This is a genomic window from Streptomyces sp. BYX5S (assembly GCF_054724165.1).
Window position 1 is genome coordinate 474,966 of sequence record NZ_CM138829.1, and the last position, 16,345, is coordinate 491,310.

The following is a 16,345-nucleotide window of genomic DNA, read 5'->3' on the forward strand; positions in this document are numbered from 1 at the left end:
CTCGGGGCTCCGCCCCGGACCCCGCTGCTCAATCGCCGCAGGGGCTTAAAAGGGCCGCCCGGGCCCCCTGGGTGGGAGGCCCGGGCGGTGGGTCAGTCCTTGGTACGGGTGATGACCACGTTGTCGCCCGCGTCCGACGGGGTCGGGATGGTGGCGGCAGCCGTGTCGTCGTCGTCGGAGTTGATGCGGCGGATGATGGCGTCGCGTTCCGGGGTGTCCTCGGGCTTGATGAAGCCGATGGCGATGTAGAGGACCAGGGAGACGGCGAGCGGGATCGAGACCTGGTACTGGAGCGGGACGCCGCCCTCGATGTTCCAGCTGATCGGGTAGTTGACCAGCCAGAACGCGAGCAGGCCCATGCCCCAGCTGGTGAGCGCCGCGGTCGGTCCGGAGCGGCGGAACTGGCGGAGCAGGCCCAGCATCATCGGGATCGCGATCGGGCCCATCAGACCGGCCACCCACTTGATGACGACGGTGATGATGTCCTTGAAGGTGGGGGAGTTGACCTGCGTGGCGACCGCCATGGACAGGCCCAGGAAGATCACGGTGGTCAGGCGCGCCGCGACCAGGCCGGTGCGCGGACCCCACGCGCGGGCCCGCCGCGACAGCGCGGGCGCCACGTCGCGGGTGAAGACGGCCGCGATGGCGTTCGCGTCGGAGGAGCACATGGCCATCGTGTGCGAGAAGAAGCCGACGATGACGAGGCCCAACAGGCCGTGCGGCAGCAGCTGTTCGGTCATCAGGCCGTAGCTGTCGGAGCCGTCCGGCTTCTGCGCGTCGACCAGGAGCGGCGACATCCACATCGGGAAGAAGAGCACGACCGGCCAGATGAGCCAGAGTGCCGCCGACAGGTACGCGGAGCGCTTCGCCTCGTGGCCGCTGCTCGTCGCCATGTAGCGCTGGGCCTGGTTGAGCATGCCGCCGTTGTACTCGAAGAGCTTGATGAAGAGGAACGCGAGCAGGAAGACCGTGCCGTACGGGCCGACCAGCGGCTTGCCGTGGCCCTCCAGCTCCGGCCGGCTCCAGGCCTCGAAGAAGCCGATGTGCTTGTTGCTCAGCTCCATCAGGACCGCGACGAACATCGCGACACCGGCCAGCAACTGGATGACGAACTGGCCGAGTTCGGTGAGGGCGTCGGCCCACAGACCGCCGATCGTGCAGTAGATCGCGGTGATGGCGCCGGTGATCAGGATGCCCTGGTTCAGGGACACACCTGTGAACACGGACAGGAGCGTGGCGATGGCCGCCCACTTCGCTCCGACGTCCACGATCTTCAGCAGCATCCCGGACCACGCGAGCGCCTGCTGCGTCTGAAGGTTGTAGCGGTTCTTCAGGTACTCCAGCGGGGAGGCCACATGAAGCCTGGAGCGCAGCCGGTTGATGCGCGGGGCGAAGAGCCGGGCGCCGATGGCGATGCCGAGCGCGATGGGGAAGGACCAGGTGACGAAGGACGTCACGCCGTAGGTGTACGCGATTCCCGCGTACCCGGTGAACATGACCGCGCTGTAGCCGGACATGTGGTGCGAGATGCCCGACAGCCACCACGGCATCTTGCCGCCCGCGGTGAAGAAGTCGGAGACGTCGTCGACGCGCTTGTGGGACCAGACGCCGATGGCGACCATCACGCCGAAGTAAGCGATGAGCACGGCCCAGTCGAGACTGTTCATGTACCCCCTCCAGGGGTTCCGCAGCACAACGGTTGCCCCCGGTAAGGGAGTTGGGGACGTGGGGGATTGAACCTCCGCGCATGGGGCCGGTCAAGGGTTTTGCAGTCACGGATATGAACAGCGGCCAGAATTCAGAACGTTTGACGTGCTCGCGGCGGAGCGGTGGGAGCGGATCGGCCGGCTATCGCATGAGTTCCCCCGCGTTCACCAGAAGCTGCTGGCCGGTGATCGCGCGCGCCCGGTCGGAGGCGAGGAACACCGCCGCGTCCGCCACGTCCCCGTCTGTCGCGAGCTCCGGCAGCGCCATCCGCTCGGTGAGCCGCGCCAGCACCTCGGCCTCGGACACGCCCTCGGTCTGCGCGGTGATCTGGACGTACGCCTGCACGGGCGGGCCCCACATCCAGCCGGGCAGCACCGTGTTCACCCGGATCCGGTCCGGCCCCAGCTCCCGCGCCAGCGAGTACATCGCGCTCGTCAGCGCGCCCTTCGACGCCGCGTACGCCGCCTGCCGCACCTGGGAGGGCGCCGCGATCGCGGACTGCGTCCCGATGAAGACGACCGAGCCGCCGCGCTCCTTGAGGGCGGGCAGGCAGGCGCGGGTCATCCGCAGCGTGCCGAGCAGGTTCACGTCGACGACCCGGCTCCACGTCTCGAAGTCGGCGTCCGCGAGGCCGCCGAAGTAGCTGTCCCACGCCGCCACGTGGACGACCGCGTCCACCCCGCCGAACCGCTCGCGCGCGAGGTCCGCGAGCGCCTCGCACTGCGCTTCGTCGCCGATGTCCGTCGAGCGGTACGCGGTCCGCTTGCCGTCCGGGTCCAACTCCTGTGCGCACGCCGCCAGATGGGCCTCCGTACGCGCCCCCAGCACCGCGTTCCCGCCGTCGCGCAGTACGGCGCCGGCCACCTGGCGGCCGAGCCCGGCGCCGACCCCGGAGACGAGCACGGTCTTCCCCGCGAGCAGTCCAGCGTCATTCCCCATCGGTTGCCTCCCGGCTCTGGCCTTCTGTCTGACGGGGCGTCAGAGTATGGGCGTCGCACGGGAGATGGAAGGCACACGCACACGACGGGAAGCGCACGGCGGAAGGGGAGAGCGGCATGGAGGACACGCGCAGCGAGACCTACGCGGAACTGGCGGCCGTCGGACCGTACGGGGTGCACCCCGGGCACGCCCTGATCACCATGGTGGAACCGCACCCGGGCCATGAGCACGCGTACAACCGCTGGTACGAGGACGACCACTACTACGCCGGTGCGATGGCCATGCCGTGGATGTACGCGGGCCGCCGCTGGGTCGCCACCCGCGACCTCCAGCTCCTGCGCTACCCCGAGAAGTCGGCGGTCGCCGAGCCGGTCACGGCGGGCTGCTACATCTCCACGTACTGGATCACCGAGGGCCGCTACGCCGACCACATGAAGTGGACCGTCGGCATCAACAAGCGACTCAACCGCGACGACCGCGTCCACCAGGAGCGCACCCACGTCTTCACGTCGTTCCAGGACCACGAGGCGACCGTGTACCGCGACGGGGACGAGGGCCCGCGCGACTTCCACGCGCTCGACCACCCGTACCAGGGACTCGTCGTGGAGGTCGTCGACGCCGAAGGGCCCGAGCGGCGCGCCGAGCTGCTGGAGTGGCTGCGCTCCGAGCATCTGCCGCGGCGGCTCGCGGGCTCACCGGCCGCGATGGTCACGGTCTTCCGGCCGACGCCACTGCCCGGCGACAGGATGACCTACGTCAAGCAGGTCGAGGGCGTCGACACCCGGCTCACCCTGCTGTGGTTCCTCCAGGCCGACCCGCGCGAGTGCTGGCAGGAGCACTTCGCCGGCCTCGGCGAGGACGTGGCCGCGTCGGGGCTCGGCCGGGTGGAGCTGGTCGCCCCGTTCGTCCCGACGGTGCCGGGGACGGACCGGTATGTGGACCAGCTGCGCTGATCCGGACAGCGCCGAGCCCCCTCGGCCAGGACGGCGGACCAGTCGAGAGGGCTCTGTCAGTGGTGCGATGGTGCGTATTCGGTTGTCTCACGTGCAGTTGTTCCACCAGGCGGGATCAGCTTTCGATCCGGCCCATCTCGGTGACGAAGGCACTCCACGAGGACGGGGCGAACGCGAGGTTCGGACCCTGCGGGTCCTTGGAGTCGCGCACCGCCACGGCGTGCGCCGCGGGGGACTTGATCTCCACGCACGCGCCGTTCCCGGCGGAGTAGGAGGACTTGATCCAGGTGGGCTGAGCGCCCTTGATGATTGCCATGATCTGCTCCGGTCTGGCCAGTTTTCCTTGCTGGGCCGCGGACTTGCCGTGGCTTTGCGCCAACACTCGTGCTGTGGTGGCGTGATCGACGCTACTCGCCGACCCGGGGCAGCGGTGGGGCCATTCACTCGACCGGATGGCATATTCCAGGTGGGTCTTCCATGAGCCCGTGGAAAAGGTGTACTGTGCGGCGCTTTCCCACGGGTGGGGCCCGGAGCGGAGGCCTGAACTGCGACCTGTGTCACGCGAGTTGAAGATCGCAGTGTCGATTCAGCAAGGTGCCGGAGACCTAGGGCCTGTCGTGTGGATCAGGCCGGGCTCGCGGGGGCTGGCACGCGCGCTCGCGGCGTTGTCGTCGGTTGCCGACGCTCCGCGTCGACGCCCTCCTCCGCCTTGCGATCGCACGCACCAGCCCCCGCTCCCTGATCCGGCCTGATCCACACGACAGGCCCTAGCGCGTATGCCCTTTCGCGGCTTCCAGGATGAATTGCCGGGACTGGTCCACGTTCAGCGCCTGGGCCCGCAGATGCTCGTACATCACACTGTACTTCTGCACGTCCTGCGTCTTCTCCAGGTACAGGTCACTGGTGACGCCCTCGATGTAGACGACGCTGGAGTCCGCCGCGTCGGGGAACTCGAGGATCGCGTACTGGCCCGTGATCCCCGGGTGCGCGCCCATCTCGAAGGGCAGCACCTGCACGGTCACGTGGGGGAGCTGGGAGAGCTCGGCGAGGTGCTCCAGCTGCTCCCGCATCACGACGGCCCCGCCGACGGCGCGGCGCAGCGCCGCCTCGTCCAGGACCACCCACAGGCGCAGCGAGTTCGCCTCGTCGTTGATCCGCTCCTGGCGGCGGATGCGCACCTGGACGCGCTTCTCGACGTCCGTGAGCGAGGCCTCCGGCATCGCGCCCTGGATCAGCGCCTCCGCGTACCCGCGGGTCTGCAACAGGCCGGGGATGCACTGCGACTCGTACACGCGCAGCGACGCGGCGTCGGTCTCCAGGCCGATGTACACGCTGTACGGAATGTCGCCGAAGGAGTGCCACCAGCCTTGCTGGCGCGAATCCTTGGCCATTTGCATCAGCGAGTCGATGACCCGGTGGTCCTCGACCTCGTACACCCCGCACAGGTCGCGTACGTCGCGCTGGCTGATGCTGCGCCGCCCGTTCTCCAGGCGGCTGATCTTCGACTGCGACACCAGCAGGCGCTCGGCGACCTCCTCGGCGGTCATGCCCTTGAGTTCGCGGAGCCGGCGCAGCTCCTGGCCCAACCGGCGTCGCCTGACGGTGGGATTGACGTTGGACGCCACGGACGTGCACCTCCGGCTACGTGCATTTCGTTGTTCTGCGTATCTTCCGCATACGTTGCGTATCTGCTGTTCAGCACATTGCCACTCGAAGGCGGCCCAGCGCTGGGAAACGGCGGATGTGCACGGGACGCACATGCACCGCGCACGTGCCTTCTGCGCAGCGCAAACGCGACCGCGCGGGGTGACGGGCCGGGGCGTCGTCAACGCGTCCGGCGCATCACCCCGCGCGGTACAGCGGCTCCCGGACCGGATCGTGGGGACTACGGTGCGGCGCTGTGGTGCTACGGGTCGTGCGGGTCCTGCGGTGTGCCTAGTGCGCCACGGCGCGAGCCATGGAACCGCGGCGTGGCTGCATCGGAACGCCGCGCGCGGGCTCCGGTGCGGGCCGGCCCGCCGGAGCGGCCGGTGAGCGGCGTGGCTGTGCCGCCACACCGTTCTGGACGTCCATCACGGCGTGCGCCACGAGGCCGCCCATCGGGTCGTGCCTGATCAGGTCCCGCAGCCGGGAGCGCGAGGACCTGCCCTCGTTGCCCGGATACAGGTGCTTGCCGAGTCCGACCGCGTGGGCCAGCGCGGCGAGCGCCGCGGTCCGTGGGTCCGGCGGAACGCCGGTACGGATCGCTGAATCCAGCCGGGACCTGATCTCCCGGCTGATCGCCGTGTCCGTCGCCTGATAGCGAGTCGTCGGCAGCACCCCGCACATCTGGCCGGCGACGGCATGCACCATGCCGCACCGCTCCAGGTGCGAGAGGTAGGTCTGGCGAAGCCCGAGACGTGGCCCGCCAATCCAGTGGACGGCCCGTACGGGAGCGCCACGCCTTCGCAGCAACTCCAACGCGCAGTCCAGTGTCGGATCTCCGGTCGGCCGTGGTGCCACCACGGCGATACGATCCCCGTCTGGGGCTATCCGTCCGGCCAGCGCCAGCTCTACTAGCTGTGCTCCGGCCAGACCTAGGTCGAGCGACTGCGGCTGTGCGGTGGTACCCGTGGTCGGGTCCAGCGCCAGCAGCAGAAGCTCCTCCGGAAGTGTTCTGCGGCTCCTGCCCATCCATGCCTCCCCGCGTGGATGTCTGACAGGGTGACCCCTCTCACATTGGTCTGTCGAGAGTGCGTGGGGGCTTTGGACGGGAACCTGTAGGTATGTCGTTCTCGTCTACCACGTGGGTTAAGCCCCCACACAGGACACTGGTACATGGTTCGGACAGGGCCGGACGGAGGCTTCCTGTCCAGGTTCAAGCGGTTTGAGTGGTTGATCGGTCGAGGAGGCATCGGTGGCGGGGACCCCCGACAAGTCGGGTTCGGGTGAGCACAAGGCGTCGGGAGGCCCGGCTCCGGAGAAGCGGGATCCGCGGCTCGCGGTGTCGCGGGACGTGGCGTCGTCCGGCGTGGATCAGGAGACGGCGGTGTTCTCGGTCCGTGACGCGGCGGGTGCCTCCGCCTCCGGCGAGGGGGAGGGTGAGGCGGCGTCGCCCCCGGCCTCCGAGGAGGCCGGCGACGAGCGCCTGCGGGCGGCCGTGGCGGCGTGGGTGTCGGGCGACGACGCCGACGGCTCCGACGACCCCGCTGAGTCTGCGGACGACTCCGGCGAGGTGTCTGCGAATGCAAACGATGACGGCGAGTCCGCCGAGGAGCGCGACAACGCTGCCGCGGAGGCGAAGCCGGAGGCCGGGTCTTCGGACGACGACGAGTCGGACGTGAAGTCCGGTGGCGACGTAAAGTCCGGTGGCGACGCGAAGGCGGGCGCCGAGGCCGACGTGACGTCCGACGACGACGCCGAGCCGGATGCCGAGTCCGACGCGGACGAGAAGCCGGACGCGAAGGCGGGTGCTGTGGCCGCCGCCGATGCCGAGGCAGACGCGGAGCCCAGTGACGACGCCGAGCCGGACGCGAAGGCCAGTGACGACGCCGAGCCGGACGCCGAGCCCGAGCCCGAGCCCGAGCCCGAGGCCGACGCGGACGAGAAGTCCGACGCGAAGCCCGGCGACGGCGCGAAGGCGGGTGCCGTGGCGGGAGCCGCCGCCACGGCCGACGCGAAGCCTGGAGCCGATGCCACGTCGGACGCCACGTCCGAAAGCGACGCCGAGGCCGACGAAAAGACCGACGCCAAGTCCAGCGGTGACGCCGAACCGGACAGCAAGGCCGAGCCGGACAGCAAGGCCGGGGCCGGGGTGGATCAGCCGACCGCCGTGTTCAAGGCCGTGCCGCCGCCCGTGGACCAGCCGACGACCACGCTCAAGGCGGCCGGGACCGCCAAGAGCAGCAAATTCGTTCCGCTCAAGCCGCTCGACGAGGGCTCCGCGATGAGCACGGGCGCGGGCAAGGAACTGCCCGCCGAGGCCGAGCGCCCGCAGCCCTCGGTCGAACCCGCGGAGCGCACCACGCAGCAGCCGCTGCCGCCGAAGCCCCCGCTGGACCTGCTCGCCGAGCTGACCAACACCCCGCCGCCCCCGGAGACCCGGGTGCGTACGGCGGTGCGCCGGGTCAAGGTGTGGACGCCGATCGTCATCCTGCTGATCGTCGTGTTCGGCGTCGTGCAGGCCGTGCGTCCGCTGCCGACGCCCGAGCTCTCCCTCACCGCCGACAGCACGTACACCTTCGACGGCGACAAGGCGTCCCTGCCGTGGCCGGACGAGGGCCAGGGCTGGATGGACGTCCAGGGCATCGGCACGATGGACGACTTCGGCAAGCAGACGCCCGTGCCGATCGGTTCCGTCGCGAAGTCCATGACCGCGTACATCGTGCTCAAGGACCACCCGCTGAAGGCGGGCGCGGACGGGCCGGACATCACCGTCGACGCGACCGCCGAGAAGGAGGGCGGCTACGACGCCGACGGGCAGAACGAGTCGACGCTGAACACGGTCAAGGAGGGCGACAAGCTCTCCCAGAAGGACGCGCTCGCGGCGGTCATGATCCCCTCCGCGAACAACATCGCGCGGCTGCTGGCCCGTTGGGACGCCGGTTCCGAGGAGGCGTTCGTCAAGAAGATGAACGCGACCGCCAAGGAACTCGGGATGAAGAACACCACGTACACCGACCCCTCCGGCCTCAAGGAGAGCACCGTCTCCACCGCCGAGGACCAGGTGAAGCTCGGCAACGCGCTGGTGCAGATCCCGGCACTGACCGACATCACCAAGCTGCCCACCTGGACCGACCCGTCCGGCAAGAAGTGGACCAACTACAACCGCCTCGTGCCGTACGACGGTGCCATCGGCATCAAGACCGGTACGACGACCAAGGCCGGCGGCAACCTGCTGTTCGCCGCGACGAAGGACACCGGCGGCGAGACCGTCACGGTCGTCGGCGCGATCCTCGGCCAGCACCGGGCGCCGATCATCGACACGGTCAACGCGGTCAGCAAGACCGCGATGCTCGCCGCCCAGGACGCCGTCACCTCGTCGACGGTCCTGAAGAAGGGCGACGTCGTCGGCTACGTCGACGACCAGCTCGGCGGGCACACGCCGGTCACGGTCACGAAGGACGTGAAGGCGGTCGGCTGGGCCGGCAAGACCGTGCGGCTGCAACTGGCCGCGCAGGACGGCACGGCCGTGCCGCACACCGGCAAGGCGGGCGACGAGGTCGGCGTCCTGGAGGTCGGCGACGGTGACGGCGGTGCCGTGGAGGTGCCGGTGGCCCTCCAGAAGGACCTCGCCGAGCCCGGGTTCGGGCCGAAGCTGACCCGCGTCGGCTGACGCCGCCCGTGGGAGGCCGAGGACCCTCGGCCTCCCACGGCGCCCGCGCGCGGACGCCGTGCTAGCGTCGCGAGACCGGGCAGGGACGGGACGCCCGACCGGACATTCACAACGGCACACGGGCATACGGGAGTGTCAGCAGTGGCCACAGCGAGGCCGACGCGAGCCGATGACGCACAGCCCGGACCGGACGGACGCGGGTCCGGTGAGGGCCGCCCTCGGATAGATTTTCCCGAGCAACCCGCAGGCTCCGCCGCGGACGAGGCGGCCGCCGCGGTCTCCCGCGTACTGGGTGGCGGCGCCCGCCTGCGGTACCTCGCCCGGCATCCCGTCACCCTCGCCACGGCCGCCGCCGGACTCCTCCACCTCATCTGGTTCTTCACGTTCGCGAACAGCGGCGGGGACCTCGCGGCGCAGGACGCCTGGGCGGAGTTCGTCGGCCGGCACCCCGACTCCGCGTACAACCTCGCCTGGTACGGCGGCATGCACCCGGTCTCGTACAGCGTGGTGTCGCCGTATCTGATGTCGGTGTTCGGCGTGCGCACCACGATGATGGGCGCGGGCACGCTGTCGGCGGCGCTGCTGACGATGATCCTGATCCGTACGCGAGTGGTGGCGAAGCCCCTGTGGCCCGCGCTCGCCGGTGTCTTCGCCCTGCTGTGCAACGCGGCGTCGGGCCGGGTCACGTTCGGTCTCGGCATGATGTTCGGGCTCGCGGCGACGGCGGCCGTGTTCTGCTGGCCGTACCGCTGGCGCTACCGGCGCTGGGCGAAGGCCGCGGTCGCGGCGCCGCTCGCCGGGATCGCGACGGCGTGCTCGCCGGTGGCGGGGCTGTTCGTCGGGCTCGTCGCGGTGGCGCTGTTCCTTCAGAAGCGGCGCCCCGGCGCGTACGCCCTCGGGCTCGCGCCGACCGCCGTCGTCGGCCTGTCGGCGTGGCTGTTCCCGTTCTCCGGTACGCAGCCGATGTCGTTCGGATCGGCGCTGCTGCCGATGGTCTACGGCGTGCTGGTGTGCGTGCTCGTGCCCAAGGGGTGGGTGACGGTACGGATCACGTCCGCCGTCTACACCCTGTCCGTGCTCCTCGTGTGGCTGATCAGTTCGCAGATCGGCTCCAACATCACCCGGCTCCCGATGCTGTTCGCGGGCGTCGCGCTGCTCGCGGCGCTGCCGTTCACGGTGCCGCGCTCGCGCAAGTGGTACGTCGTCGTGGTCGCGTTCGTCGGCTTCAACGCGTGGATCGGCTTCAAGTCGGTCGACGACGTGGTGCGGACGACGCCCGAGGCGTCCTGGGCGCGGGAACTCGCCCCGCTGGTCAACGAGTTGCAGGAGGTCCGCGCCGAGCACGGCCGCGTCGAGGTCGTCCCCGCGCGCTCGCACCGCGAGGCCTCGGCGCTCGCCCCGTACGTGAACCTGGCGCGCGGCTGGAACCGGCAGGCCGACATGGAGCGCAACCCGCTCTTCTACGACGACACCCTCAACTCGGCGAACTACCGCGAGTGGCTGCGGCGTTGGGCGGTGCACTACGTGGTGCTGCCCAAGGGGGAGCCGGACGGCAAGGGGGCGGAGCGGGAGCGGGAGCTCGTCCAGCGGGGGCTGCCGTACCTGAAGCAGGTGTGGGGTGACGCGAACTGGCAGCTGTTCGCCGTCACGGACCCGACACCGCTGGCGGAGCCGCATGCGGTGGTCGACGCGGCGGAGCAGGGGGAGCTGACGATCGAGGTGACGCGGCCGGGGCGGGTGCTGATCCGGGTGCCGTACTCGCCGTGGCTGTCGGTCGTCGACGAGGACGGGAAGAGCCTGGGGGCGCCGAAGGAGACGGAGGCGTCTAAGCGGGCGCGGGAGGGGGACGAGGGGGCGCCGAAGCGGTACGCGAACGTGTACGGGTGCCTGAGGGAGACGGAGGAGGACGAGGCGGGGGACACGTGGACGGAGCTTCTGGCTCCGCGTGCCGGTACGTACCACCTCGCGGCCCCGTACCAGCTGCCCCGCGGCACGCCCTGCCCCGACGCCTTGCGCTGAGCCCGCCTCAGCCGCCCCGACGGCCTGAAAGGCCGGGGCTCCGCCCCGTACCCCGCTGCTCAATCGCCGCAGGGGCTTGATGTGGCGATTGAGGAGCGGGGTCCGGGGCAGAGCCCCGAGGCGTTCAGCCCTGGGGCCGCAACAGCTGCGCCAGCAACGGCAGTTGCTCGGGGTCCTCCAGCGCCGACCCCACGGCGACGACCTTCGCCCCGGCCGCCAGATAAGCGGCAGCGTTCCCCGCGTCCATCCCGCCCGTGGCCACGAACGGCACCTCCGGGAACGGCCCCCGCATCGCCCGGAACCACTCCGCCCCGAGCACACTCGCCGGGAACGCCTTCAGCCACGTGAGCCCGATCCCGCGCGCGGCCTGCACATCCGTGGCCGTGGCCACACCCGGCAGGTGCGGCAGCCCGGCCACCGCGCTGGCCTGCGCCACCTCCACGTTCAGCCCGGGGGCCACCGTGAACGCGGCGCCCGCCGCCACCGCCCGGTCGAGCCGCTCGGCCGTGGTGACGGTGCCCGCGCCGACCGGCTTGCCGCGCTCGGCCCCGGCGGCGACGACCGCCGCGAGCGCCCGCGCCGCCTCCTCGGTCTGCACGGGTACCTCGACGCACTCGATGCCCAAATCCCATGCGCGTACGGCGAGTTCGACGGACTTGTCGGCGGGCATGCCGCGCAGGATCGCCATCACGGGCACCCCGGCGAACAGATCGTCGAACGTTACGGACGCCATCCCAGCTCCTTGGAGATCGTGTCGGCGGTGGTCATGAGGTCGGGCAGCACATCGGTTTCGAGTGCGCCCAGGTCGGCCTTGGCCTTGAGGGCGGTGACGGAGACGGCGGCGACGACCTCGCCGCCGCTGTCCCGCACCGGTACGGCCACACAGTTCACGAAGTCCTCGTACTCCCCGTCGTCGACCGCCCAGCCGCGCGCCAGGGTCTCGGCGAGGGCCTTGCGGTAGGCGTCGGGGGAGGTGATCGTCGTGCCGGTGTGCGGCGCGAAGTCGCAGTCGGCGAGCAGGTCCCCGGCCCGCTCGCGCGGCAGGTGCGCGAGGATCGCCTTGGCGACCCCGGCGGTGTGCAGGGTGACGGGGCGGCCGATCTGCGAGTACAGCCGCACCCCGTCGACCGGATCGACCTTGTCCACGTACACGATCCGGTCGCCCTCCAGCGCGGCGAGGTGCACGGTGTGCCCGCAGCGCTCACCGAGCAGCCGCAGGTGCTCACCGGCGACGTCCTTCAGCCCGAACTGTTCCAGGGCGAGGTGCGCGAGCCCGGCGAGCCGGTGCCCGACCGCGTACCGGCCGTCGGGGAGGCGGCGCGCGAGGCCGCCCTCGGTGAGGGACTCCAGGATGCGCAGCGCGGTCGAGCGGTGCACGCCCAGGTGCTCGCCGACCTCGGTCTGGGTGCGGGGGCGGCGGGCGACGAATTCGAGGATGTCGATGGCGCGGCGGACGGTCTGGGACACGGTTCAGTTCCCTTCGGGCGAGGGCGAGGGCGAGGAGGCGGGCGGCGAGTACGGGTCGGCGGGAACGTAGTCCTCGATGCTGCGCAGCGTCCGCCCGGCCAGCCGGTGGCCGAGGGCGAGCCGTTCCCGGGCCGGAGCCCCGTTCAGCAGCCCGCTCAGATACCCGGCGGCGAACGCGTCCCCGGCGCCGACCGTCTCCACGACCTCCACGGCCGGGGCCGCCACGAACTCCCGCGCCCCCGGGGCGAATTCGGTGGCGCCGACGTCCCCGTCCTTCACCACGAGCGTGCCGCGCGGCGCGAGGTGGTCCCGTACGTCGTCGGCGGTGGGGGTGCCCCACAGCGCCTCGGCCTCGTCGCGCCCGACGAGCACGATGTCGGCGCGCCGGGCGAGGGAGAGGAGCGTCTCGCCCGCGACCGCGCGTGAACTCCACAGCGCGGGGCGGTAGTTGACGTCGAACGACACGAGCGTCCCGGAGTCCTTCGCCCGCGCCACGAGGGTGTCCACGAGTGCGGCGCACCCCTCGGAGAGCGCCGGGGTGATGCCGGTCAGGTGCAGCAGCCGGGCGCCGGTGAGGTCGACGCGGTCCGCGTCCGCCGCCGTCATCCGGGACGCGGCCGAGCCCGCCCGGTAGTAGTGCACGCGGGTGCCGTCGGGGCCCGGGTCCTTGAAGTAGACGCCGGTCGGGGCCCCGGGGTCGGCCAGGACACCGCCGACGTCGACGCCGCGCGAGGCGACCGCCGCGACGATCCGCCGCCCGAAGGGGTCGTCGCCGACGCGGCTCACCCACGCGGCCCCGTGGCCGAGGTCGGCGAGGTACTGGGCCACGGTCGACTCGGCGCCCGCGACCGCGAGCCGCAGCTCCCGGCTGCGCTCCAGGCCTTCCCCGTCGGCCGGGGTGACCTGCGCCATCGTCTCGCCGAGGCAGACAGCCGTACCGGTCATTCGCCGTCCCTCCATCGCGTCCACCGCATCCCGCCATTGACATCCCGCTGGGGCCGTGAAGAACACTAGCAGCCACTGCGCAACAGACGTGCGCATGTTGCAACAACAGGGGCCCGAGCCGCCCTCCTGGGCCTCCCTGAGATCCCCCGAGATCCCCCGAGATCCCCCACCCAGACGTGACACCCCGGGGCGCTGCCCTGGACCCCGCTCCTCAATCGCCGGAGGGGCTCAACGTGCCCGGCCTCCCAAGGGTGGGCATTTCAAGCCCCTGCGGCGATTGAGCAGCGGGGTGCGGGGCGGAGCCCCGGCGGGTGGGGGCCGTGGAATACGGGTGCGGGGGACGGCGCGGGGCGGACATGATGCGCGTATGCCGACCGACGTCCCACCCGTCATCCCACCCGGCACCCTCTCCGGGACCCCCCAACCCACCCTCCACTCCACCGACGGCGAACTCACCCTCCGCACACCCCGGTTCACCGACGCCCCCGCCATCCACACCGCCTTCCAGGACCCCACCCTCCGCCACTGGCACCTCCGGGGGATGGCCGACGAGGCCGAGGCCCGCGCCTGGATCGCCTCGACGCACGACGGCTGGCGCGAGGAGACCGCCGCCACCTGGTTCGTCACCCGCACCACCGACGGCGCCCCCCTCGGCCGCATGGCACTGCGCGCCCTCGACCTGGAGGAAGGTGTGGCCGAGGTCGGCTACTGGGTGCTGCCGGCCGCCCGAGGCCTCGGCGTAGCCCCCAGAGCCCTCACCGCGATGACCCACTGGGCCCTCGCCACCGGCTTCCACCGCATCGACCTTCAGCACTCCACCCGCAACGCCCCCTCCTGCCGCGTGGCTCTCAAGTCCGGCTACCCGCTGGAGGGCACCCGCCGCAGCTCGGCGCTGCACGCCGACGGCTGGCACGACATGCACGTGCACGCGAGGATCAACTCGTAGGCACAGAAGCCCTCTTGACAGCGTGCGTACTGTTTCGCGACCTTTGAGCCCCATGGGGGAAGAGGGGGGCCCATGAGCTGCATGCTCACGTATCGACACACCTGTCCGCGCACCGCCCCGTGCGCCCACGGCGAAGGGCGGTCGAACCGACGGTGAACATCACGACGTACAGAGCCGACGAGCTCAGCGCGTCCCTGCGTGCGGCCTGGCACGAGACGATGGAGCAGTCCCCGGACTACCAGAACCCGTTCCTGGCACCGGAGTTCGCGGCCGGTATCGCCCGCTTCAAGGGCCGCGCCCACGTGGCGGTGCTGCGCGAGGGCGGCGAACCCGTCGGATTCCTCCCGTACGAGAAGGGCCCCGCGGGCGTCGGCCGCGCCATCGGCATGGGCCTGTCCGACTGCCAGGCCCTGGTGCACCGCCCCGGCGTCACCTGGGACACCCGCCAACTCCTGCGCGCCTGCGGCCTGTCGGTCTTCGAGTTCGACCACCTCGTGGAGGAGCAGAAGCCCTTCAGCCGCTACGTCACCGGGACGTTCTCGTCGCCCGTCCTGGACCTCAAGGACGGCGGCCACGAGTCGTACGCGGAGTGGCTGCGGGCGACGTACCCCGGCCAGGCCAAGACGACGCTGAAGAAGGAACGCCGGCTGACCCGCAACGTGGGGGAGCTGCGCTTCGTCTACGACGAGCGCGACCCGGCGGTGCTGCGCCAACTGATGCGCTGGAAGTCCGCCCAGTACCGCCGCACCGGCCGCATGGACCGCTTCGCCCGCCCGTGGATCGTCCAGCTCACGAACCACCTCTTCCAGGTCCGCGAGGACCACTTCACGGGCGTCCTCTCGGTCGTGTACGCGGGTGACCGCCCGGTCGCGGCCCACTTCGGCCCGACGTCGCGGACGGTCTTCGCGGCGTGGTTCACGGCGTACGACCCGGAGTTCTCCTACTACTCACCGGGCCTGCTGATGCACCTGCGCATGGTCGAGGCCGCGGGCCGGCAGGGCATCCGGCTGATGGACTGGGGCCGCGGCGAGAAGGAGTACAAGGACTGGCTCAAGACCCGCGAACTCCGTGTCGCCGAAGGCTTCGCGAGCCGCCCCCACCCCGTGGCCACCGCCCACCGCCTGTGGCGCCGCCCGGTCCGCGGCCTGCGCAACACGGTGCTCGCGCACCCGGAACTGCGGGAGCGGGCGGACCGGTTGCTGCGGACGGTGGGTTCGATGCGCCAGCGGTAAGCGACACGGGCCCGCGGGCCCGGTCGTGTCAGACGGCGGCGACCGGAGCCGCGAGCGCCGGGTCCTGTCCTGACCGGCGCAGCTCCTCGGCGACGAAACCGGACGCCAGCAGCTCGGCGACGAGCTCGCTGAGGAAGGACACGGTCCGCGGCGCCCGGTCCCTGGTGGTGCCCACGGCCTGGCGAATGGTCATGAACGCGGGCTCCAGCAGCCGCAGTTCGTCCTGCCGGGCGGCGACGTGTGCGGTGAGCGGCTGACGAATGCCGGCGGCGACGTCGAGCCCCTCACCGTGGAAGACGTCGACGCCGTCGGTGCCGCGTACGACGGTGGCGTGCCGCAGGTGCCGACTCAGATGGAGGTCGTACGCGGACCCCTTCTTGACGCCGATGCGCACCCCGTCCCGGTCGACGTCGGCCGCGCCGGCGAACTCCGAGCCCACGGGAACCGCGTACACACCCTCGATGTGCACGTACGGCGCGCTGAACGCGACCTCCTTCTCGCGGTCCGGGTCCACGGCGAGGAAACACAGGTCGGCGTCCCCGTCGGCCATCGCGGCGTACGACTTGCGGGCGGCGTCGAAGCACAGGAACCGCACCGGTGTCCCGATCCGCGCCGCGACCTCCCGGGCGAGCGCGACGGTGACGCCGGACGGTTCGTCGGGGGTGCCGTGGGCGAGAACCGGATTACCGAGATTGATGGAGGCGCGGAGCACGCCGGTGGGGGCGAGGTCGCGCGCGATGTCACTGTCGATGGCAGCCATAGACCCCGAGGGTAGGCGCCGCGATACGACGGCGAGGGCCCCGCCACCGGGTGAAAGGATCAC

General features: G+C 71.2%; 14 protein-coding genes. 5 read left to right on the top strand and 9 right to left on the bottom strand.

Translation table 11 applies throughout. From position 1 onward, the window contains the following. Window positions 1-92: 92 nt before the first annotated feature. Window positions 93-1,667: a sodium:solute symporter family protein gene (locus tag ACYBSK_RS02165; protein ID WP_460244979.1), complete on the bottom strand. Its 1,575-nt coding sequence runs from the start codon at window positions 1,665-1,667 to the stop codon at window positions 93-95. A 181-nt stretch (window positions 1,668-1,848) separates the two neighbouring features. Then, complete coding sequence (locus tag ACYBSK_RS02170; protein WP_460244980.1) at window positions 1,849-2,646, bottom strand: SDR family oxidoreductase; 798 nt, start codon at window positions 2,644-2,646, stop codon at window positions 1,849-1,851. A gap of 116 nt (window positions 2,647-2,762) precedes the next feature. Between ACYBSK_RS02170 and ACYBSK_RS02175 the strand changes: the two genes are divergently transcribed. Then, window positions 2,763-3,599 (top strand): hypothetical protein, encoded by an 837-nt coding sequence (locus tag ACYBSK_RS02175; protein ID WP_457475113.1) that lies wholly within the window; start codon window positions 2,763-2,765, stop codon window positions 3,597-3,599. Between the two features lie 115 nt (window positions 3,600-3,714). Here the strand turns inward: ACYBSK_RS02175 and ACYBSK_RS02180 are convergent, their stop codons facing one another. The 3 genes from ACYBSK_RS02180 to ACYBSK_RS02190 form a co-directional block, all read right to left on the bottom strand. Beyond that, window positions 3,715-3,915 carry a DUF397 domain-containing protein gene (locus ACYBSK_RS02180; RefSeq protein ID WP_457475114.1) on the bottom strand — a complete coding sequence of 67 codons (201 nt, stop codon included), beginning with the start codon at window positions 3,913-3,915 and terminating at the stop codon, window positions 3,715-3,717. A 451-nt stretch (window positions 3,916-4,366) separates the two neighbouring features. Further along, window positions 4,367-5,224, bottom strand: coding sequence for a helix-turn-helix domain-containing protein (locus tag ACYBSK_RS02185; RefSeq protein WP_457475115.1), 858 nt, complete (start codon window positions 5,222-5,224; stop codon window positions 4,367-4,369). Window positions 5,225-5,534: 310 nt separating this feature from the next. After that, window positions 5,535-6,272, bottom strand: coding sequence for a GOLPH3/VPS74 family protein (locus ACYBSK_RS02190; RefSeq protein WP_457475116.1), 738 nt, complete (start codon window positions 6,270-6,272; stop codon window positions 5,535-5,537). A gap of 223 nt (window positions 6,273-6,495) precedes the next feature. Between ACYBSK_RS02190 and ACYBSK_RS02195 the strand changes: the two genes are divergently transcribed. Continuing rightward, complete coding sequence (locus tag ACYBSK_RS02195) at window positions 6,496-8,913, top strand: D-alanyl-D-alanine carboxypeptidase family protein (RefSeq protein WP_460244981.1); 2,418 nt, start codon at window positions 6,496-6,498, stop codon at window positions 8,911-8,913. 141 nt (window positions 8,914-9,054) lie between these two features. Beyond that, window positions 9,055-10,932 (top strand): MFS transporter, encoded by a 1,878-nt coding sequence (locus tag ACYBSK_RS02200; protein WP_460244982.1) that lies wholly within the window; start codon window positions 9,055-9,057, stop codon window positions 10,930-10,932. A 124-nt stretch (window positions 10,933-11,056) separates the two neighbouring features. Here the strand turns inward: ACYBSK_RS02200 and ACYBSK_RS02205 are convergent, their stop codons facing one another. The 3 genes from ACYBSK_RS02205 to ACYBSK_RS02215 are packed head-to-tail and all read right to left on the bottom strand — an operon-like array spanning window position 11,057 to window position 13,344. After that, a complete protein-coding gene (locus ACYBSK_RS02205; RefSeq protein WP_460244983.1) occupies window positions 11,057-11,665 on the bottom strand; it encodes a bifunctional 4-hydroxy-2-oxoglutarate aldolase/2-dehydro-3-deoxy-phosphogluconate aldolase in 609 nt (202 codons plus the stop codon). Continuing rightward, window positions 11,653-12,399 (bottom strand): IclR family transcriptional regulator, encoded by a 747-nt coding sequence (locus ACYBSK_RS02210; protein WP_460244984.1) that lies wholly within the window; start codon window positions 12,397-12,399, stop codon window positions 11,653-11,655. The genes ACYBSK_RS02205 and ACYBSK_RS02210 overlap by 13 nt, the downstream gene beginning before the upstream one ends. Window positions 12,400-12,402: 3 nt before the next feature. Next, window positions 12,403-13,344, bottom strand: coding sequence for a sugar kinase (locus ACYBSK_RS02215; protein WP_460244985.1), 942 nt, complete (start codon window positions 13,342-13,344; stop codon window positions 12,403-12,405). Window positions 13,345-13,711: 367 nt separating this feature from the next. Between ACYBSK_RS02215 and ACYBSK_RS02220 the strand changes: the two genes are divergently transcribed. Both ACYBSK_RS02220 and ACYBSK_RS02225 read left to right on the top strand, forming a co-directional pair. Continuing rightward, on the top strand, window positions 13,712-14,290 hold the full coding sequence (locus ACYBSK_RS02220; RefSeq protein WP_460244986.1) for a GNAT family N-acetyltransferase: 579 nt from the start codon (window positions 13,712-13,714) through the stop codon (window positions 14,288-14,290). 152 nt (window positions 14,291-14,442) lie between these two features. After that, entirely contained in the window at window positions 14,443-15,522 is a 1,080-nt protein-coding gene (locus tag ACYBSK_RS02225) for a GNAT family N-acetyltransferase (protein ID WP_460244987.1), read from the top strand. Window positions 15,523-15,550: 28 nt separating this feature from the next. Here ACYBSK_RS02225 and ACYBSK_RS02230 read toward each other — a convergent pair whose 3' ends face one another. Beyond that, the gene (locus ACYBSK_RS02230) at window positions 15,551-16,282 is read right to left on the bottom strand and encodes a transporter substrate-binding domain-containing protein (RefSeq protein WP_460244988.1); all 732 of its coding nucleotides are present in this window, start codon (window positions 16,280-16,282) and stop codon (window positions 15,551-15,553) included. Between the last annotated feature and the right edge of the window lie 63 nt (window positions 16,283-16,345).